Source organism: Dehalococcoides mccartyi (genome assembly GCF_001889305.1).
GTDB lineage: Bacteria > Chloroflexota > Dehalococcoidia > Dehalococcoidales > Dehalococcoidaceae > Dehalococcoides > Dehalococcoides mccartyi_A.
Genome location: NZ_CP013074.1, coordinates 21,686 through 40,696, shown reverse-complemented (window position 1 = coordinate 40,696; position 19,011 = coordinate 21,686). Strand labels below are relative to the sequence as shown.

Here is a 19,011-nt window from a genome sequence, read left to right as displayed (position 1 = left end):
GGTATTTCTATCGGTGTGATTATTTCCCTATAATAATGAATAAAATTGAAATAATCTTTCAAAAAGTAAAATAATATGTTATTATTACTCGCTTTCAGTGTACAGCATGCCTTTTATGACCCTTTAGCATATCTGCCCTAAAATTATTTGCTTTGGTTTCAAGTTAGCGTGATACAAAAATGAAGTAGGAGGTTGACTAGGTTGTTCAAACGTTGGTGGCCCTCATTTTTAGGTACTCTCTTAGTGGCGGTGGCTTTTATCTGGGTGTATGTGTTTTTCCCGGTTATGGCTAAACTGCCGGCGGATTACGAACAGAATTATTATTTTTCCGGTACTGTTCAGGTACTGAACTCTGCTACCAATCAGCTTAATCCTGCCATGCCGGTCAATGTTACCCGTGCCCTGAAGGCCAGTGGTCTGGAAGATGATGTTCTGCTTATGGACCAGAAGATTACTTTTACCCACGCTCAGGCGGGTACAGAGTTGCCCTTTGGTTCAGAGGAAGTTTACGGGTTGGACAGAACTACCCGGGCGAATGTTGCCGGTTACGGGGATATCAGCCGCACCGGCCAGTTTACCTTTCCGGCAAATACCCAGAAGCAGGATTATCCATTCTGGTCTGCAACAGCCCACCAGAGCCTGACTGCCAAATTTGTCAAAGAGGAAACCTATCAGGGTCTGACTGTTTATGTCTTTCAGGTAGACCAGAAGAATATAAATCTGGGTACTTATGCTAATACCGGCATACCCCAAGCCGGAGATTTCCTGATAAATATCAAAGTAGAACCGGTCAGCGGAGTGCCTGTGTATTCAGATACCACTACCACCCTCAAAATTTCTCCCGCACCCTCAGTCAGCATGCCTATATTCATTTCAACCATAGCCTATACCACCGAAACCATTGACGAGATGGTAAGTACCGCTGAGTCCACCAAGAGTATGATTATGTGGGCCAGTGTCTATGCCTTCTGGATAATAATAGGTGTAGGCATTGTCTTTATTGGAATCGGGTTTTTCCGAAGCCGCACAGCTTAGGGCTAAATCTTAATCAAGTCTAAACGGGGGGGTGGGTTTAAAACCCGCTCCCCGTTTTTTTATGTCCCAGAGCTTTTGGGTACGGCTTTGCCGCCATTCTGCCCTTGTATTTGAGGATGAGTGGCGGTTATCATGGGGAGAAAGGCAAGAGTATGAATGAACAATCAAAGAAAACCCGCGGGCCGGTGATTGCAGGGGTTTTGTGTATTCTCTCAGCCGCACTGGGTATGCTGGGCATACTGAATTATTCTTTGGGCATATTCGGGGCAGCCGGGAGCGGATTCGGCAAGGGGGATATTCCGCCTTTCGTACCCAGTATTATCTTTGATACCCCAATACCGGCACTTGCTGTTGCATGTGTGGCTCTGGTAGGTAGCATCTTTGTTTTTCTGCGGAAGAAATGGAACTGGGCGTTAATTGGTGCTATAGCGGCGGCCTGCTCATTTATCCTGACCGGTATCCCGGCGGTAATACTAGTGCTTTCGGGCAAAGATGAATTTACCGGCTAGCACTTGATACATTGCCCTGTCCGCTTGGGCTGTCTTTCAGGCAAAATATTGCAGACATCGGCATTTAAGCCTTATTTAGACAGGAAATAGCCTACCCCGTGCATATTCATAATATGTTTTGGGGCATATGAATCTGCCTCAAGTTTTCGCCTCAGATTATATACATGTACCTTTATGCTGTTTATTACTTCAGGGTAATGCCCGCCTGAAATCAGTTCAGACAGCCGTGAGTAAGTAACTATATTGGGGGCATCCTTAAGAAGCTCATGCATAATCTGGCTTTCAATGGTGGTCAAGATTACAGTTTTTTGGTTCATGAATAATAGCCGTTTAAAATAATCCAGTTTAAATGGCCCCCACTCCAGCAAGGCATCCTTGTTGGTGGTTATGGGGCGGCGGAGTATGCAGCGGATTCGGGCAAGCAGCTCCATCTGGCGGAAGGGCTTTATTATATATTCGTTTGCTCCCAGCTCCAGTGCTTCCACCACATCAGATTCTTCTGACCGTACAGTCAAAATAATAATGGGCGTATCGCAGAAAAGCCGGGCATCTTTCAGCACTTCCAGCCCGTCCATATCCGGCAGGCTCAGGTCAAGGATAATCAGGCTGGGTTTTTGTTCTTCAATCAGTTTCAGCCCGTTTTCCCCGCGGGAGGCACTCAGCAGAGTTACATCAGGCCAGCCTATCTTCAGGGCAAAAGATATTGCCTGCACTATCTTATAATCATCTTCGATAATAAGTATCTTCATTTGGCGTTTGGCCTCAGCGGTATGGAAAAAGTAAAGGTGCTTCCTTCGCCGAGTTTACTTTTCACTGTTATTTCCCCCTCGTGCAGGTCAACAATCATCTTGGACAATGCTAAACCGATACCCAAGCCTGAGGGAGAGCCCTTTTTATTGCTGCGTGAGTATAGTTTAAACAAAGCCCCTGTCTCCTTCGGGCTCATACCTTTGCCGTTATCTTTAACTTCAATCACCAGATATTTATTGCCGGCAGCGGCACTCAGCCGTATATCTCCGCCCAGAGGGGTGTATTTGGCAGCATTATCCAGCAAATTTAAAATTACCTGTTTCAAACGTTTATAATCGGCTACCACAACCGGCAGCGAATTTTGCAGGCTGATGGTCAGCTTTTGGGCGTTGGATTCAAATACGGGTCTTATTATCTCTTCCACATCTTTAAGCAATTCGTAAATATTCAGCGGTTCGCATTCCAGCCGGAGCAGTCCCACCTCTCCCCTTGCAATATCCAGAAGTTCGTCTACCCGCAGGTTAAGGTCCTGTATGCCGGCGTACAAACACTTGATATAACTGTGATTGGGTTCTTCTTTCAGGTTTTTGCTAAGCAGCTCAGACGTAGCCAGCATGGAGGTCAGAGGGGTTTTCAATTCATGAACCAAAGCCCGCATAAAGGTAACCCGCTGGCTTATCTCGTTTTCCAGGGTTTCCCTGAGCTGTTTTTCACGCTCTAAAGACTCCCGTAATTCCTGTTCATTCTTTTTTCTGGCGGTTATATCCCGGATAACCGAAATTATCATAGTATCACCGGCCAGATAAATTATTTTGTGGTTAATCTCAACCGGGATACTCTCCCCGTTTTTATTTTTGTGGGCTATCTCCAGAACCTCATGCCCTTTTATAAATAAATCGTTAAGTATTTCTGTCCCGCGGATTGCTGTTTCCGGGGAATCTATAAACAGGTTTGTCTTGCCTATCAGCTCTTCGTAAGTGTAGCCAAAGTGTTTGCAGGCGGCGGTATTGGCATCGGTAATAGTTACCGGCTCATTGGGATTGTTAAATTTGAACAGCAGAATAGCATCATTGGCGCGGTTGAAAAGCTCACGGTATTTCAGGCGCTCTTTTTTCAAAGCGTAGTTGCATTGCTTTAATTTGGCTATTTCGTCTTTTAGTTCGTCTATTTCCACCCAAGTTCTCTCGTGTGTATGTAGCTATATTATACTGCCAAAACATGCTATATAACCAGATAACTCCCGTTTATACCAAGATTAGCAAAAGTAAAGAAACCTTAATTAAGCCTTATATTAACTTTACTTTGAGCTTGAGAGCTTTACCGTTTGGTTTACTGCGGTTATTTATAATATTCAGATATCCTTGAATAATGTTAAGGAGGGGTAGACAAGACCAGAGTAAAAAACTGTATGGCATGCTTGAAATATTTGCAGGAAAGGAAAGAATTATGAGTAAATTTCACAGTAGCCTCAGCCGAAGAGATTTCATGAAGGGATTAGGATTAGCAGGTGCCGGTATCGGTGCAGTTGCCGCCGCTTCCCCTGTTTTCCATGACCTTGATGAAGTAGCCTCGGCAGATTCATCTGTCGCCAAACGCCCCTGGTGGGTGAAAGAGGTTGACAAGCCGACCATAGAAATAGACTGGAGTAAAACGTCCTCGCTGCCGTTTCCCCAGGAAGGTTGTCACCTTCCCCCGCTGTTAGCTGATTTTGTGGGATGGGACAGGGTAAATGCCGCTATGGCTCAGGGTGTGGCCAATCTTAACGCAGGTGCCAAGAAGACCGGCTCCAGAGAAGCCATTTCCCTGCTGGATACCTCCATGCAGGAAGCTGCCTGGCCTCATTTTATAGCTCATGCCGGCTGGAGAGAACCTGTATATCCGGCTTTGGAAGGGGCAGCCCCCATACCGGAGCTGGTAGGCCAAACATATACCCATGAAAGTTTTGGAGTACCCCGCTGGGAAAGCACTCCCGAAGAGAATTTTGCCTTGCTCAAATCTGCCATGAGGTTTTTCGGTGCCGGTCAGATTGCATCTATAGAGCTGGATAACAATGTAAAAAGCATGTTCTATCCTGTAGATGCCAGCCGTATGTTCTTCAACGGCCCGCCCATGGCTTATGGTTTTGAAGATTGTGATAACGGCTACGTAACCGATACCCACTTTATTATTCCCAACAAAGCCCGCTGGGTGGTTACCTACACTACCCCCATGCCAAAGGAAATGTACCGCACTGCACCTTCGGGTGTTTGTTATGCCGCCAATATGAGCCGCTACCGGCTTAATCAGGAAACCATGGCTTGTGTTCAGAAATTTCTGCTTGGGCTGGGCTATCAGGGTTTGCAGTCTGCCCCTTGGCCTAATGGTATTTGTCCTTCTCCGGCTGTGGCCACTTTGTCCGGTCTGGGCGAAATGGACAGAATTAATCAGTGTGTTATTCCTGAAGAAGGTGCGGTAGTAGGTATCTACAAATTTATCACCGACCTGCCTTTGCCCGTCAGCAAACCCATAGATTTCGGTGCTTTCCGCTTCTGCCATAGCTGCCGGAAGTGTGCCGATACCTGCCCGGCCAAGGCAATATCCTTTGAAGAAGAGCCTACTTGGGAACCGGCTGGCCCTTGGAGCACCAGCGGTAAAAAGGCTTACTACAAGAATGAACCTGAGTGCAAGCTGTATCAGCACAGCACCGGGGCTACCTGCCAGATATGTACCGGCGTTTGTGTATTTAACGTAAATACCAAAGCCATGATACATGAGATTGTCAAATCCACCCTCTCCACCACCGGCATTTTCAACACTTTCCTTTGGAAAGCAGATGTTGCTTTTGGTTACGGCCATCACGATGCGGCCGAATGGTGGGATCTTGACCTGCCCAGATACGGCTTTGATACCACTATGGGTGTCAGAGACGGCGGGTACGGAAAGTAAGAATTAGGAGATAGTGATATGTGGTTTACGATAGGTATATTAGTAGGTGCTTTGATACTGGGGCTTGTCTGGCTGATGAAACGGAATAATTTTAGCCTGACCTGGTACGAGTGGCTGATTGGTGCAATCGGTTTGCTTATGCTCCTTTTCACCATCCAGAACTATTTTGCCAGTTTGGCAGAGATAGAACCCAAAGCAGCCTATATGTTCTTGCTGGTAGTGGGCTTGCCGGGACTTATCCTGCTGGCCTTAGCCTGGCAGCTGGCTGCCCGAAGAGTAAAGAAAGCCTAAATTCACGGTAAAAACAGAAGGGGGGAGACTTTAAAGTCTCCCCCCTTTTAATTCTCCGGCTGTAATCCGGGTCAGGTATATTTGAAGGGCGTAAGCTTCTTATCCTTCTTGGGGCTGATGGTTAAAGCTTTATTTCGTATATGGGTAAGAGATTCAGTCAGCCTTATTTTTTCTTCTCTGGGAACACCTTTCATCAAATCAGTAAATATCTCAAGTGAAGTATTTAAGGCTTCAGGGAAAAGCTCTATGGCTTTTTGGGTTAGTTTTATCCTGACCATGTGTTTCTTTTTAAGGTCTTTGGTTTTGGTAATCAGCCCGTCTTTTTCCATGCGGCTGAGCATAGCTGAGATGGAATGGGGTTCAAATACAATCCTCTTGGCCAGATTATGGGGGGTGGATTCTCCTCCCAGGCACAAAAGCTCATGTATAATGGCGAATTTTTCGGTTGTCAGGTGAGTATCCTTCATTTTGCGCTCCCAGAGCCGGTTCATGACGTGCCGGGCCTGGACGATGTTTATCCAGAGTAAATGCTCCAGTGTTATGGTTTCGTACTTGTTCATTTCTGTCCTGTGCTTGTAATTATCGTTAGTTAATTGTTATATCTTAATCCCTCAAGCAGTTTTTGCCAACTCTCCGCACATACTCTTGACAATGAATCAGCGGTATATTAGTCTATATAGACTAGTCTATATAGACTAATATACTATTGGAAGAGGGTGATAGCAAGCTAAAAAATAAAAATTATAACAACAGCGGTAGTTCAATAGAATTCGAAAGGGGAAATCTATGAAAAAGTTTCATTCCACACTCTCGCGACGTGATTTTATGAAAAGCCTCGGGGTAGTCGGAGCAGGTTTAGGGACTATGAGCGCTGCCGCCCCTGTCTTCCATGATTTGGATGAGGTTACGTCTTCGGCAATCGGTATTAACAAAAATCCCTGGTGGGTGAAGGAAAGGGATTTTAAAGATCCTACTGTTCCTATTGACTGGTCAAAAGTAACCCGTCAGCGGGGTGTATTTCAGGGTTTGCCCAGACCCACGATAGCTGACTTTGAAAAGGCCGGGGTTATCGGCGGTACTTCTACAGACCTTGAAACCCCCGAAATGGCACTTACTCTTTACGATGCCATGGCCAAGGAATTTCCGGGATGGACTCCCGGTTATGCAGGTATGGGTGATGTCAGGACTACCTCACTCTGCAACGCTTCAAAATTTATGATGTTCGGTGCTTGGCCCGGCAATATGGAAATGGGCGGCAAAAGAGTTAATGTCATCGGTGCTATTATGGCGGCTGGCGGCAGTCCCACCTTTACTCCGTGGTTGGGGCCTCAGTTGGACACCACTACCCGCCCCCAGGATTTTGGCGCTCCCGTCTGGCAGGGTACACCTGAAGAAAACCTGAAAACCTGCCGTACTGCTATCAGGTTTTTTGGAGGCTCGGATGTGGCCGCACTTGAACTTGATGATGATATTTTGAAATTTATTCACTCTCAAATCGGCGGCAAAGATGTAGTCGTTGAAGATGTAGACGAAGCCTATGAAACCGCAACCAAGATGGTTATCCCCCGCAAGTGCAAATGGGTACTGATGTGGAGTGCCAGGCAGTCATTGGAAGGCACCCGCCGTCAGGCCGGCATCACCGAAAACTTCTCTGTCTGGTATTCATATTCCCGTTTCCCCAAGGTCGGTGCTCAGTTCCAGGAGTTTATCCGCGGTTTGGGTTATCAGGCCTTGAATCCGGGTATGATGGGCTTCTTGGCTAACCCCTTGGCAGCCTTATCCGGTATGGGCGAACACGGGCGTATGTCTTCACCCACTCTTACTCCCAAATACGGCACAACCAACCGGGCTATGTGGGCGCTTATTACAGACCTGCCCTTGCTGCCTACTCCGCCCATAGACTTTGGTGCTTACAAATTCTGCAAGACCTGCGGTATTTGTGCGGACTCCTGTCCCTTCAATCTGATTCAGCAGGGTGACCCCACCTGGGAAAACCCTGCCTCAGCCAAGTCCGGCATCCAGCAGGGAACATTTGAGGGCTGGCGAACCAATACCGCAGATTGTCCTCACTGCCCCACCTGTCAGGGCACCTGCCCTTTTAACAGCAAACCGGATTCATTTATCCATGCTGTGGTTAAGGGAACAGTTGCCAATACTCCTCTGCTTAATAGCTTTTTTACCAATATGGAAAAAGCTATGGATTACGGGCGGAAAGATCCTGAAGAATTCTGGGATTTGGACAATGACTTTACCTATGGTATTGACACCAGTTACTAAAAGCTTAAGGAATTGGAGGTAGGAAATATGTTTTTCGTAGGACTGGCAGTAGCAGTCGCTTTGACCCTGTTTGTTGTCTGGCTTGTGCGCCGGCAGCTTGGTATAAAGTGGTACGAATGGGTTATTGGTCTTTTGGCGGTCTCATCCTTGTTTGCCACCGTCCAGCATTATTTCAGTTCGCTTGAAGAGAACGAACCGACTTCAGCCTGGATGGGTGCGTTGATATTCGGTATTATCTTTCTTATACTGGCCGCACTGGACTGGCAGCTTATTATCCGCCACAAAAAGACAGCCTAGTAAAGCTTAGTTTATCAGCTTAAAAGGGGGAGGTTTAACCTCCCCCTTTTTATTATTCCCTGAATTTTAAGATGCCGGCAGTTTTGACATTTAATAGTTAAGTATATAAAATATTAAGTTACTAAATAAAAAAGGAGATGAGATGACAAGGCAAGCATTTATTGAAGATATTTACAATAATATGTGCCTTATAAAGAAAATTATGTTTGCGGCTGGCCATGCCGGAGGAAACGACCTGGCTCTTGGCCATACCCAAATGATGGTACTAAGGGCAGTAGAAAAAAATGAAGGCACAGGCATTAAAGACCTGGCCAATTTGCTCAGTATCAGCCCCAGTGCGGTTACCCAGATAGTAGACGGTCTGGTGGAAAAAGGGCTGCTTACGCGGGAGATAGATTTAAAAGACCGGCGGGCTATCTCTCTCAGCATTACGGCGGCGGCATCAGACAGGATAGCTGAAATAAAGAAACAAACTGCAGTAAAAGTAATATCCGCCTTTGAGGTGTTGAGTGATGACGAACTGGCTACGTTTGCGTTGTTGAATAAAAAACTGGCAGAAAAGATTACAGGAAACTAGGGAGACAAATCATTAGTGAAAAAGGGTAATAAACTATTTATTCTTTTGGGTGTCATATTGTCCATGATACTGGCCTCACTGGACCAAACTATCGTGGCTACGGCTATGCCCAAAATAGCGGCCGATCTGAATGGTCTTTCACATCTGAGCTGGGTTTTTACAGCTTATATGTTAAGCTCCACCGTAACAGTGCCTATTTACGGCAAACTCTCTGATATTTTCGGGCGGAGACCGCTATACCTCATTGGTATCGGTATTTTTCTTTTGGGCTCTGTGCTTTCGGGTTTGGCTCAGGATATGACTCAGCTTATCTTTTTCCGCGGCTTGCAGGGTATCGGCGGCGGTGCCATGATGGTCAATTCCATGGCGCTTATCGGTGATATATTCTCCCCTGCTGAACGGGGCAGATGGCAGGGTGTATTAGGCGGTGTTTTTGGCCTTACTGCGGTGGCCGGTCCTTTGCTGGGCGGCTGGATAACTGATGCCTTCAGCTGGCATTGGATTTTTTATATAAATATCCCGGTTGGCATTGCCGCTATGGCAGTGCTGGCTATGGCTATTCCTCCTATTCAGCATAAAATTAAAGACCGTTCCATTGATTTTTTGGGCGGGGCTTTGTTAATTGTGGGGTTGGTACCCCTGCTGCTGGCGTTTGTTTGGGGCGGCAGCCAGTATGCCTGGAACTCATGGCAGATACTCTTGCTGCTCGGCATCGCCATTATTTCCCTATTTAGCTTTGTAATGGTAGAGCGCAGAGTAAAAGAGCCCGTGCTTTCAATGGGTTTATTTAAGACACGCATTTTCTCGGTTTCGGCTATAACTTTGTTCTTGACCTCCATGGGTATGTTCGGGGCACTTTTATACATTACGGTTTTTGCTCAGGGAGTTGTCGGTGTATCCGCTACTTCTTCCGGCTTGATACTGGCACCCATGATGCTTTCAGTGGTAATAGCTTCAGCTATAAGCGGGCAGATAATCTCCCGTACCGGCAATTATAAAAAACTGGCGGTTGGGGGTGTGGCTCTGGCAACTGTTGCCATGTTCATTTTTTCATTTGTAGGTATAAATACTACCAATACCCAGCTGGTAATGTGCATGATACTGCTTGGGCTGGGTTTGGGTGTCACCATGCCTATTTTTACCATTGCCGTGCAGAATGCTTTCAGCCACAAGCAGTTAGGTGAGGTAACCGCCGGTACCCAGCTTTTCAGGAGTATAGGCGGTACAGTCGGCGGTGCTTTGCTGGGCGGCGTTATGAATGCCAAGCTATCCTCCCAGCTGATTGATATTGCTAATGAGCCTTTTGTTGAGCTTATGGGACAGCTTAACCCTGCCGGCACTCCTACGACTATAGACGGCAATACTATACAGGCATTTTTATCTACTGACGGGCAAAATCATATATATCAGCTTATCAGTCAGGCTCCGGCAGCCGTTCAGGACCAGCTTGCGGCCTCGTTTGACCATTTTCTGGTAACCCTGAAGACTGCTTTTAGCAACTCCATCGATCAGGTTTATCTCATCGGGGCAATGCTCATGTTTGTAGCCCTGGTAGCGGTATTCTTCATGCCTCAGATAACCCTTAGGAAGACTAACCACCCCCCTCTTGAAGAAGCGGGAGTGGGTTTGGAAATTCAACTGGGGCAATCTGACAAGAAAAATGAACCCCGCTTGTAGTCCGTTTTTGCCGTAACAGGCTAAAGATCAAACAGCTTTAATTTTTGTTATAGGGGGGCTTTAGCCCCCCTAAATTTTTACAGACGGTTTCGGTTCTTTTGGATATAATAAAGGGGTGAAAACTTTACTGATTTTCCCGCCCCAGTGGATTCCTTACCAAACATATCTCAGCCTGCCTTCGCTTACAGCTTACCTGAAGGAAAATGGTATAGATACCGTCCAGTATGACTTCAATCTTGAAGCTTACAATGCTTTTTTCTCCGAAGAATATCTGCGCAGCCTGAAAACTGGTCTGAACGCTGAATTCAAGCGTCTTGATTCTTCACGCAGTCTGTCCCCGCTTGACCAGCACTACTACAATGACCTCTTTATTGCAGGTGCCTCTCTAGAGAAGGTGGCAGGCGGGATTTCAAAGGCAAAAGCTGTCTTCCATGACAGCACCAGCTACTATGACCCCGATATACTCGCACAGGCCAGAGAGACTTTAAATCAGGCTATGGCCATAATTTCTACTGCCCACTTCCCTACCCGCCTGGACTTGAGTTCCTTTGAAATGGGCGCTTACCAGCGGTCTTACCGTGATATAAAAGATGCCACCGCGGATAATGCACAGAACCCCTATATCAAACTCTGCCGGGAAAAGCTGCTGCCTTTTGTAGCTGAGTGCCGGCCGGATATTATCGGCATCTCAATTGCAGGTGACAGTCAGCTGCTTCCGTCACTCACATTGGCCCGTCAGCTCAAAGCGGCGAACCCCAAGGTGCATATAGTAATCGGTGGGTATATTGTTACCCTGCTTGGAGATGTGATTGCCCGCCATGAAGAGCTTTTTAAACTTTTCTTTGACAGTGCAGTGGTCAACGAGGGTGAACAGCCCCTGCTTGAGCTGGTTAAATGCTTTGAAAGCGGGCGAAGCCTCTCCGAAGTACCTAACCTTATCTATTTTGACGGCCATATACAGGTAAATCCAAATAAACCTTCGGTGAAAATAAATTCCCTGCCTGCCCCCTGTTTTGACGGATTGAATCTGGGTGATTACCTTTCGCCGGAGCCGGTTTTGCCCCTGCTTGCCTCCCGCGGGTGTTACTGGGGCAAGTGTGCTTTCTGCTCCCATAACGAGGCCTATGGCTGGCGCTACCAGAAAAGAGACGCCGTTAAAATTGCAGAGGATATGCGGGTGCTCTCAGCAAAGCATCAGATTGATAAATTTGCCTTTGCTGATGAAGGTTTAGCTCCCTCTCTGGCAAACAAACTTTCAGAGGAACTTATAAACAGGGGTATAAAGGCCAGTTGTTCGGTGAATGTGCGGCTGGAACTTGGCTTTACACCGGAACTGTGTTTTAAAATGCGCAAGGCCGGTTTCAGGGTATTATTTTTAGGGCTTGAGTCCGGTTGTAATCGTATCCTTGAGCATATGGAAAAAGGTACAACTAAAGAGATAGCCGCACAGGTCTGCCGCAATATTTACCGGGCAGATATCTGGAATCATCTGTACGTATTTCTGGGTTTCCCGACTGAGAGTGCGGCTGAGGCAGGGGAAACGATTGACTTTCTGGCTGAAAACAGGGATATTATCCGCTCTTTCAACATAGATTTTTTCAGTTTAGGCAAGGGGTCTGCTGTGTCCAAACTGCCTGAAAAATATGGGGTTACCGCTGTTATAGAAAATAAAACAGCAGATGAGTTTAAGCTCTCACGCAGTTATCAGACGTCTTGCGGCCTCTCTAGTCAGGAAGCCTGTGAAATGAGTATCCATAGCTGGGCTGAACTTATAAACCAGCACCCCAGCCGTGATATTTTTAAAAGGCTTTTAGTGGCTGACCTTTTGCCGTATGTATCCCGTTACTCGCTTGTCACAGACCTGCTGAGTGCCGCAGAAATACCGCCTAAAGCAGCGCAGCCTCAGGATTATCCGGTAAATGCTTCGGCAGTTCCCCTGTTAAGCAAACAGTTAAACTCTGAGGTACTTAATTTCAATCTGGTGAAAATCAGACAGAATATCAGCCGTAAGCTTACCCAGTCTGCCACTCCCGAAAAAACCACGGTGGTGTATGAGCCGGTTAGAAGCCGTCTCATAATGCTTACCCGTACGGAGCTGGCTATATTGAGTCTATGTGACGGCAGGCGTGATTTGGAGCAGATTGTAGACGCGCTATCTGCCGGGTACAATGCCCCCAGGGATATCATCGAAAAAGACTGCCGTCAGTTTTTACGCCTGCTGCGGGAAATGCAGATTATATCCTTTAAAAATAAACCGGCATAGGTTTAGCTAATCAGCCGGCTTTTGTCAGGGAAAATTCTCAGACTGTATTTTGTTATCATACTCATGGAAAATGCTCAAATCACGGTTGGCATCGGATTCTGATTCTGCCAGTGCCTCTGCTGCATTGGCCATTACTTTCGTGAGTAAACTATAAAGCGTTTTTGTTTCATCATCCGACAGGTTTTTAAAAAGTTTGCTTGTCCTGTCCAGCCGGAAGGCGTCCGCTCTGGCGGCATCCCCTTTTTCGGTAAGGGTTACCCTTATCATATTTCTGCGGGTCAGGTTTTTATTCAGGGCAATCAGCCCTTTCTCTTCCATTCGTTTCAGTATCACCGATATTGTATGGGGTTCTCGTAGATATTCTTTGGCGATAAGGGCCGGGGTAATTATCCTGTTTTTACCTTTATGCAGGATATTCAGTATACCTGCTTGTTCAGGCGTCAGGTCCTGCTCTATCAGCTCTTTTCTTCTTACGTTGTAAGCTACAGCCCTTGCCTGCATTATGATGCCCCAGATGTCAAAAGTGCTAAGTTTCAGAGTGTGGGTCATATCATTTTCCTAAGTTGTATTTTGCTGAACCTCATCGCAGGTAATTAAACACCAAAATTACTGTTTGATACAAATATTATACTCACCCGTGGCGGGCTAAACAGAGAAAGTAAGCATTAAATATACCATTAGTATACTAAATGCCTAGTTTAATAAGTATTTATACTAATTGACAGTGGTTGTAAGGGATGAGTAATATTCTATAACGAACATTAATTTTATCTGAACTATATTAGGGAGGGCAAATGAGGATATAGAGTGATGCTTGATTGGTAATTTATAAGGGAACATGCAATCCGGTTAAAAAGGAGGAGAAAAATGTCAAGATTTCATTCAATGGTAAGCCGTCGGGATTTCATGAAAGCTGTCGGACTGGCAGGTGCGGGTCTGGGAGCATCATCCGCTATAAGCCCGGTATTTCATGACGTTGATGAATTTATATCATCTCCGACAGCCGAATGGAAACGTCCCTGGTATGTGAAAAACCGGGAATTAGAAGATCCTACAGTTGAACTGGACTGGTCACTTATGTACCGTTCCGACGGTATCTGGACCGGTCAAAACAATCCCACCCAGGATTTCTTTTTGGGTGCGGAAGAAGGTGCAAAGCGGCGGGCAGCGGCTGCAGCCTACAGTTCCAACGCGGTGAAAACCAATCAAAGCGGTATGACTCTTCGGGATAGGGCTTTATCTTCCGGTAACTATATGTACCCTATCACTTTTATGGGACCTGCCTCCAGCACTACTCCTGAATCTTTGGGTGTCCCCAAATGGCAGGGTACTCCTGAAGAAAACAGCAAGATGCTTCGAGCTGCCATGATTCACTTCGGGGCAGCACAGGTAGGTATGGCTGAAATTACTGATCTGGTGAAAACAAAGCTTATACGGGAATATGACAAAGATGCCGCCCATAAAAAATATATATTTGAGGATGTACCCAAAGGCTATGAAGGCTCTGATAAGCTGGTATTTCCTGACAAAGTACAGCTTTATGACTTTGCTTTTACTCACCCCTTAAACAAAGAGATGTTCCGTTCATCTCCCAGTTCAGACCTTATGAGTGCCGGAAACAGTATGCGCTACAGCCAGTTCTCTATTATGCAGCCCCGTGTTCAAATATTTATGCAGGTTTTGGGCTATACCTGTTATGGTTATACCCGGCCGTTTAACGGGGCTATCCCTACCATTGCCACTGCTACCCTTACCGGTTTGGGTGAGGGAGCGCGTAACAATGGTGCTTTTATAAGCCCGGAGTTTGGTCCCTGCGTTGGTCTATTCAGCTTGGTTACTGACCTTCCTCTTGAACCTACACCTCCCATTGATGCCGGTATGTGGCGCTTCTGCCAAACCTGCACCAAATGTGCCGACGAATGTCCCGCCCAGTGTATTTCCCATGAGCATGAACCAACCTGGGATGTACCGAAGATTTATGGCAAGGAAGATACCACCCACATTCCCGGACGCAAACAGTTCTGGACGGACGGTGTTGCCTGCTGGTCGTATAAAGCTACCATCGGCGGCTGCGGTGCTTGTATGGGTACCTGTACTTTCAATACTGACATTGCCAATATCCATTCGTTTGTCAGGGCAACCCTGTCAACCACGCCGATCTTTAACAGCTTTCTGTGGCAGGCGGATAAATTCTTCGGTTATGGTGTACACGAAAACAAAGAGGCCTGGTGGGATATGTCACAGCCAACACTTGGCTTTGACACCGCACACGTTACCATGGGCAAAGATTACTAAAATACAAGGGAGGATAATATGTGGTTAATAATAAGTTTTGTATTAGGAGCATTGGCGCTTGCTTTGATCATGTGGCTTAGAACCAGCCATGTATCCCTGACCTGGTATGAATGGTTGTTGGGTATTATCGGGCTGGCTCTGCTGCTCTTTACTATTCTGTTCTTTACAGATGCTCTGGGAGAAACTGAACCCAAAGCAGGAACTATGTTCCTCTTGGTGCTCGGTCTGCCGGCAGTTATTCTGCTGGCACTCACTTGGCAGCTGACTGCAAGGAGAATCAAAAAGGCATAGCTGAAGCTTAAACGTTAAGCCGAAACGGGGGAGGAATCCCCCGTTTTTTGTTTTTAGAGGGATAGACACTACTCTGCCACAGTTATACACGAAGCTGAAAGAGCTATGCAGATTTGACAATATATTATATACCAGATAAATTATATACATAAAGTAAAGTATTTATTGGTAAAAGTTTCTCAACACTGAAGCTTACAAATTACAGGGATAAATCTGCTTTCGGCAAAAAGAAAGGTTTAAGGAATGTGGATAAAGCCGGAATTATTGAGGATATAATTGCACTTGAAAGCCAGATGGGCCAGATTATCCTGCCCTATGCTATGAATTCATGGTGCAAACTGGATGTTCCTCTTGCCCAGATGAAAAGTTTATTTATTATCATGGGCAAGGGTGAAACAAATCTGAGTGCTCTGGCACAGGGTTTAGGGGTTACCCCTGGGGATGTAACCGGCATTGTAGAACGTTTGGTTGAACAGGGGCTGGTTATCCGTAAACCCGGTGCTGAAGACAGACGGGTCACTTGGCTTTCAGCTACAGACAAGGGGCGTGAACTGGTAACCAATCTGGTAGAGAGCAAGTCTGAACATATGGCAGGTATTTTGGAACATATGAGTTTAGATGGATTGGAATCCTTGAGGAAAGGTCTTCAGGAGCTTATTTCTTCTATAAAAACACATCAGCAGGAGCTTGGTTAACAGTATGAAGGAGCATTTCTAAATGTGGCATATTACCAAATGGGCATTACGTAGCAGACTGGTTACCATTCTTTTGGCGCTGGCAGTTGCCGGTGCTTCCTTGTGGGCATTTATGGGCATCAAAGTAGAATTGATGCCTGATATCAGCCTGCCCTATACCACTGTGGTTACCGTGTACCCTCAGGCTACTCCGGATGCGGTGGTCAGGGATGTTACTACCCCTATTGAAAGATTTGTCTGGGATGAGTGGGCAGATAAAGGACTAAAACACCTTACCTCCACCTCTTCCGAAGGAATGTCAGTAATCATGGCCGAATTTGAATACGGCACAGATATGACGGCGGTCGGTGAAAGCTTGAGCGAGGGCATCAGTAAAATCACCTTCCCTCAGGCTGTTACCAATTTCGCCGCCATGATGGGGGCTAATGCCAATAACCCCCAGATTATTCCTATCAATATGAATATTATGCCGATGATAAGCCTGAGTTTATCCGGGGATTTATCTCCGGACCAGCTGAAACAGATTGCAGACAGCCAGATAGTCCCGTTGCTTTCCCAGATTGACGGAGTACTACGGGTGGATACCGAGGGCGGGGAAAAGGATTATATTGTAATCTCCCCCAACCCTGCCAAGATGACCCAGTACGGCATAACCATTTCCCAGATTGCCGGCATACTTTCAGCCGGTTATTCTTCCCTGAGTGATATTGAACAGATTTCGCTGGGGATAAACGGCATTAAGCTGTCAGATATTGCCACCGTTAGTCTCAGCCCTTCACCTTCTTCAGCTATTACCCGTACTAACGGCAAACCCAGTGTAGGTATATCCGTAGTAAAAACAGAATCTGCCAATACAGTTGAAACTGCCAATACCATAAATGAAAAAATAGCGGGGCTGCAGGGGACACTGGGTGACGGCGTTAGTATCAGCACTGTTTTTGACCAGTCAGATTTCATTGATACCAGCATCAGCCAGCTTGAGGAAAAGGCGGTTGTGGGCGGTATTCTGGCGGTACTGGTGGTTTTTTTCTTCCTTTGGGCTGTACGGGCCTCTTTGATAGCGGCCATATCTATTCCCCTTAGCATATTTTTCGGTTTCCTGTGCATGAGTTTATTTGGTATTACCCTTAATATTCTTACCTTAAGTGCCATGACCATAGCGGTAGGGCGGCTTATTGATGACAGTATAGTCATAATAGAAGTTATCTACCGCCGTCTGCGTGCCGGGGAAAGTTTCAAGGAGGCGGCTATCGGCGGTGCCAAAGAGGTAGCTACTCCCATTACTACGGCTACTTTGGCCACTGTGGCCATATTTGCCCCCCTGATGTTTGTGGGCGGCATTGTGGGTGAGATGTTTATTCCTTTTGCACTTACCGTGACTTTTGCCATGATGGCTTCACTGATAGTTGCTTTGACCCTCATTCCGGCGCTTTCCAAGTGGCTGGTCGGCTCCAAGCAGAAAGCGGTTATCACCAAAGACAACTGGTATCAAAAAATTTATGTCAAGGCTTTGAAATGGACACTGGGGCATCGTCTGGCGGTAGTCGCTACGGCGGTACTCCTGCTTATAGGCAGTACCGGGCTTTTACCCATGGCAGGTACTTCATTTATGTCCGGTTCGTTCGGCGAAGAAACTATTTCTATCAATATCTCGCTGCCGGCTACATCTGATGTCAATGCCACCAGTGCCCTTACCGCCAAGGTAGAAGCATTGCTTGGTGCAAACCCGGCAGTCCGGAGTTACAGCGCCACTATCGGCACTTCTGCCACTTCCATGGCCGGTATAATGAGTGCCTCTCAGGGCGGCGGTGGTGCCAATACAGCCACTATTATTGTTTACCTTAACAGTGACGCTGATCTGCAAACAGAGCTCTCAAATATTACTCTGGCAAGCCAGGGCATTAATACGGACGGGGTTATACAGGTCAGCTCCGGTTCCGGTGATAGTATGGGCGGCAGTATATCCAGTTCTTCTATAAACCTTTCCATACAGGGGCAGAATCAGGAAGAGATAGCCGCTATTACTGCCCAGCTGCTGGAGATGCTGAAGGGAGTTAGCGGCCTGGAAGAACTGAAAAGTGACCTGACAACCGTGGTGCCGGTACTGAATATTGCAGTAGACCCGGCAAAAGTAGCCACTTCAGGGTTGTCACCTTCCCAGTTAGCCCAAATGCAACAGGAATTTGTCCTTTTGATGAACGGCGGGGCACTACCCGGTGTAAGCATTGCACTTGATAGCGGCAGTTATCCTGTTTATTTCAAGGGTATAGCTGACAGCCTGAGTGATGCCGAACAGGCTAAAAATTTTAAAATAGGTTTCCCGGTGGCAGTCACTCTGAATGATATTGCTACCGTGGGCATAGTGGCTGTGCCCTCACATGTAAGCCATACGGATACCATGCTTTCGGCCACTATTACCGGAATTATAACTGATGCTAATGTGGGTGCGGTAAATATGGCGGTTCAGGCACAGGTAGATGCATTGCCGCCCCATCCCGGCGTAGAAGTGGTAACTGCCGGTATAGCCGAACAGATGGGTGATACATTTATCCAGATGGGTATTGCCATTCTGGTAGCTATTGCCATTGTATTCCTGATAGTAATACTGATGATGCGTTCTATCCGCAATCCCCTGCTTATCATGTTAAGCATACCTTTGGCTTTTATCGGCTCTATGCTGGCTCTGGTAATTACCGGCTATACACTGGGTGTATCTGCCTTGATGGGTTTGCTGATGCTGGTGGGTATTGTGCTGACCAATGCCATAGTATTGGTATCCATGGTAGAGCAGCAGCGCAAGCGCGGTCTTAGCGTCAAAGACGCCCTGATAGAGGGTGGCAAAATCCGCCTGCGGCCCATTGTCATGACCGCTCTTACCACTATATTGGCCATGATTCCCATGGCACTGAGTGTCAGTTCCGGTACTATGTTAAGCGCTGAACTGGCAGTTGTGGTTATAGGCGGTATGATAAGCTCTACTTTCCTGACCCTGTTTGTCATACCGGCTGTGTACAGTATGGTTTACCGGGGTAAGTAACAGGGTTTTCCAGTCCGGGGGCTTAAAATCATTCGGGGGTGGCGTTCAGGCAGCGGCACCCCCGAATTTATTTCGGTTGTATTGGGTAGACA

The 19,011-nt window shown here is 46.7% G+C and carries 17 protein-coding genes; 13 read left to right on the top strand and 4 right to left on the bottom strand.

All coding sequences use genetic code 11. The features are described 5' to 3' along the window. Window positions 1-201: 201 nt before the first annotated feature. Window positions 202-1,035: a porin PorA family protein gene (locus ASJ33_RS00165; protein WP_041331598.1), complete on the top strand. Its 834-nt coding sequence runs from the start codon at window positions 202-204 to the stop codon at window positions 1,033-1,035. 152 nt (window positions 1,036-1,187) lie between these two features. Beyond that, window positions 1,188-1,544 carry a hypothetical protein gene (locus ASJ33_RS00160; RefSeq protein ID WP_041331596.1) on the top strand — a complete coding sequence of 119 codons (357 nt, stop codon included), beginning with the start codon at window positions 1,188-1,190 and terminating at the stop codon, window positions 1,542-1,544. A gap of 71 nt (window positions 1,545-1,615) precedes the next feature. On the opposite strand, the gene ASJ33_RS00155 is transcribed toward ASJ33_RS00160, so the two are convergent. Beyond that, window positions 1,616-2,293 (bottom strand): response regulator transcription factor, encoded by a 678-nt coding sequence (locus ASJ33_RS00155; protein WP_012882665.1) that lies wholly within the window; start codon window positions 2,291-2,293, stop codon window positions 1,616-1,618. Continuing rightward, window positions 2,290-3,468: a PAS domain-containing sensor histidine kinase gene (locus ASJ33_RS00150; RefSeq protein WP_023652879.1), complete on the bottom strand. Its 1,179-nt coding sequence runs from the start codon at window positions 3,466-3,468 to the stop codon at window positions 2,290-2,292. Before ASJ33_RS00150 ends, ASJ33_RS00155 begins: the two co-directional genes overlap by 4 nt. Window positions 3,469-3,740: 272 nt before the next feature. Here ASJ33_RS00150 and ASJ33_RS00145 point away from each other — a divergent pair, with 272 nt between their 5' ends. Both ASJ33_RS00145 and ASJ33_RS00140 read left to right on the top strand, forming a co-directional pair. Then, window positions 3,741-5,219 carry a reductive dehalogenase gene (locus tag ASJ33_RS00145; RefSeq protein ID WP_023652877.1) on the top strand — a complete coding sequence of 493 codons (1,479 nt, stop codon included), beginning with the start codon at window positions 3,741-3,743 and terminating at the stop codon, window positions 5,217-5,219. An 18-nt stretch (window positions 5,220-5,237) separates the two neighbouring features. Continuing rightward, window positions 5,238-5,510, top strand: a complete 273-nt coding sequence (locus ASJ33_RS00140; protein ID WP_012882662.1) for a hypothetical protein — start codon at window positions 5,238-5,240, stop codon at window positions 5,508-5,510. Window positions 5,511-5,581: 71 nt separating this feature from the next. Here the strand turns inward: ASJ33_RS00140 and ASJ33_RS00135 are convergent, their stop codons facing one another. Next, on the bottom strand, window positions 5,582-6,070 hold the full coding sequence (locus ASJ33_RS00135; RefSeq protein WP_023652876.1) for a MarR family winged helix-turn-helix transcriptional regulator: 489 nt from the start codon (window positions 6,068-6,070) through the stop codon (window positions 5,582-5,584). A 226-nt stretch (window positions 6,071-6,296) separates the two neighbouring features. Between ASJ33_RS00135 and ASJ33_RS00130 the strand changes: the two genes are divergently transcribed. The 5 genes from ASJ33_RS00130 to ASJ33_RS00110 all read left to right on the top strand — a co-directional run bounded on the left by ASJ33_RS00130 (window position 6,297) and on the right by ASJ33_RS00110 (window position 12,601). Next, window positions 6,297-7,787, top strand: a complete 1,491-nt coding sequence (locus ASJ33_RS00130) for a reductive dehalogenase (RefSeq protein ID WP_041331593.1) — start codon at window positions 6,297-6,299, stop codon at window positions 7,785-7,787. Between the two features lie 27 nt (window positions 7,788-7,814). Continuing rightward, window positions 7,815-8,084, top strand: coding sequence for a hypothetical protein (locus tag ASJ33_RS00125; protein WP_041331592.1), 270 nt, complete (start codon window positions 7,815-7,817; stop codon window positions 8,082-8,084). Window positions 8,085-8,226: 142 nt separating this feature from the next. Further along, entirely contained in the window at window positions 8,227-8,661 is a 435-nt protein-coding gene (locus ASJ33_RS00120; protein ID WP_023652873.1) for a MarR family winged helix-turn-helix transcriptional regulator, read from the top strand. A 15-nt stretch (window positions 8,662-8,676) separates the two neighbouring features. Further along, window positions 8,677-10,338, top strand: coding sequence for an MDR family MFS transporter (locus ASJ33_RS00115; RefSeq protein WP_041331589.1), 1,662 nt, complete (start codon window positions 8,677-8,679; stop codon window positions 10,336-10,338). Between the two features lie 115 nt (window positions 10,339-10,453). Beyond that, on the top strand, window positions 10,454-12,601 hold the full coding sequence (locus ASJ33_RS00110) for a B12-binding domain-containing radical SAM protein (RefSeq protein ID WP_041331587.1): 2,148 nt from the start codon (window positions 10,454-10,456) through the stop codon (window positions 12,599-12,601). A gap of 24 nt (window positions 12,602-12,625) precedes the next feature. On the opposite strand, the gene ASJ33_RS00105 is transcribed toward ASJ33_RS00110, so the two are convergent. Further along, a complete protein-coding gene (locus ASJ33_RS00105; RefSeq protein WP_023652870.1) occupies window positions 12,626-13,150 on the bottom strand; it encodes a MarR family winged helix-turn-helix transcriptional regulator in 525 nt (174 codons plus the stop codon). Between the two features lie 318 nt (window positions 13,151-13,468). Here ASJ33_RS00105 and ASJ33_RS00100 point away from each other — a divergent pair, with 318 nt between their 5' ends. The 4 genes from ASJ33_RS00100 (at window position 13,469) to ASJ33_RS00085 (ending at window position 18,919) form a co-directional block, all read left to right on the top strand. Beyond that, window positions 13,469-14,896: a reductive dehalogenase gene (locus ASJ33_RS00100; RefSeq protein WP_041331586.1), complete on the top strand. Its 1,428-nt coding sequence runs from the start codon at window positions 13,469-13,471 to the stop codon at window positions 14,894-14,896. A gap of 18 nt (window positions 14,897-14,914) precedes the next feature. Continuing rightward, window positions 14,915-15,187 carry a hypothetical protein gene (locus tag ASJ33_RS00095; protein WP_023652868.1) on the top strand — a complete coding sequence of 91 codons (273 nt, stop codon included), beginning with the start codon at window positions 14,915-14,917 and terminating at the stop codon, window positions 15,185-15,187. 245 nt (window positions 15,188-15,432) lie between these two features. Then, complete coding sequence (locus ASJ33_RS00090) at window positions 15,433-15,882, top strand: MarR family winged helix-turn-helix transcriptional regulator (protein WP_041331585.1); 450 nt, start codon at window positions 15,433-15,435, stop codon at window positions 15,880-15,882. A 22-nt stretch (window positions 15,883-15,904) separates the two neighbouring features. Next, complete coding sequence (locus ASJ33_RS00085) at window positions 15,905-18,919, top strand: efflux RND transporter permease subunit (RefSeq protein ID WP_041331584.1); 3,015 nt, start codon at window positions 15,905-15,907, stop codon at window positions 18,917-18,919. Window positions 18,920-19,011: the final 92 nt, after the last annotated feature.

Bases quoted from the DNA above. Each gene is read 5' to 3' on its own strand.
- ASJ33_RS00135 (WP_023652876.1), bottom strand. From the start codon at position 6,070: ATGAACAAGTACGAAACCATAACACTGGAGCATTTACTCTGGATAAAC.
- ASJ33_RS00085 (WP_041331584.1), top strand. From the start codon at position 15,905: ATGTGGCATATTACCAAATGGGCATTACGTAGCAGACTGGTTACCATT.
- ASJ33_RS00095 (WP_023652868.1), top strand. From the start codon at position 14,915: ATGTGGTTAATAATAAGTTTTGTATTAGGAGCATTGGCGCTTGCTTTG.
- ASJ33_RS00160 (WP_041331596.1), top strand. From the start codon at position 1,188: ATGAATGAACAATCAAAGAAAACCCGCGGGCCGGTGATTGCAGGGGTT.
- ASJ33_RS00105 (WP_023652870.1), bottom strand. From the start codon at position 13,150: ATGACCCACACTCTGAAACTTAGCACTTTTGACATCTGGGGCATCATA.
- ASJ33_RS00130 (WP_041331593.1), top strand. From the start codon at position 6,297: ATGAAAAAGTTTCATTCCACACTCTCGCGACGTGATTTTATGAAAAGC.
- ASJ33_RS00125 (WP_041331592.1), top strand. From the start codon at position 7,815: ATGTTTTTCGTAGGACTGGCAGTAGCAGTCGCTTTGACCCTGTTTGTT.
- ASJ33_RS00140 (WP_012882662.1), top strand. From the start codon at position 5,238: ATGTGGTTTACGATAGGTATATTAGTAGGTGCTTTGATACTGGGGCTT.
- ASJ33_RS00120 (WP_023652873.1), top strand. From the start codon at position 8,227: ATGACAAGGCAAGCATTTATTGAAGATATTTACAATAATATGTGCCTT.
- ASJ33_RS00155 (WP_012882665.1), bottom strand. From the start codon at position 2,293: ATGAAGATACTTATTATCGAAGATGATTATAAGATAGTGCAGGCAATA.
- ASJ33_RS00100 (WP_041331586.1), top strand. From the start codon at position 13,469: ATGTCAAGATTTCATTCAATGGTAAGCCGTCGGGATTTCATGAAAGCT.
- ASJ33_RS00145 (WP_023652877.1), top strand. From the start codon at position 3,741: ATGAGTAAATTTCACAGTAGCCTCAGCCGAAGAGATTTCATGAAGGGA.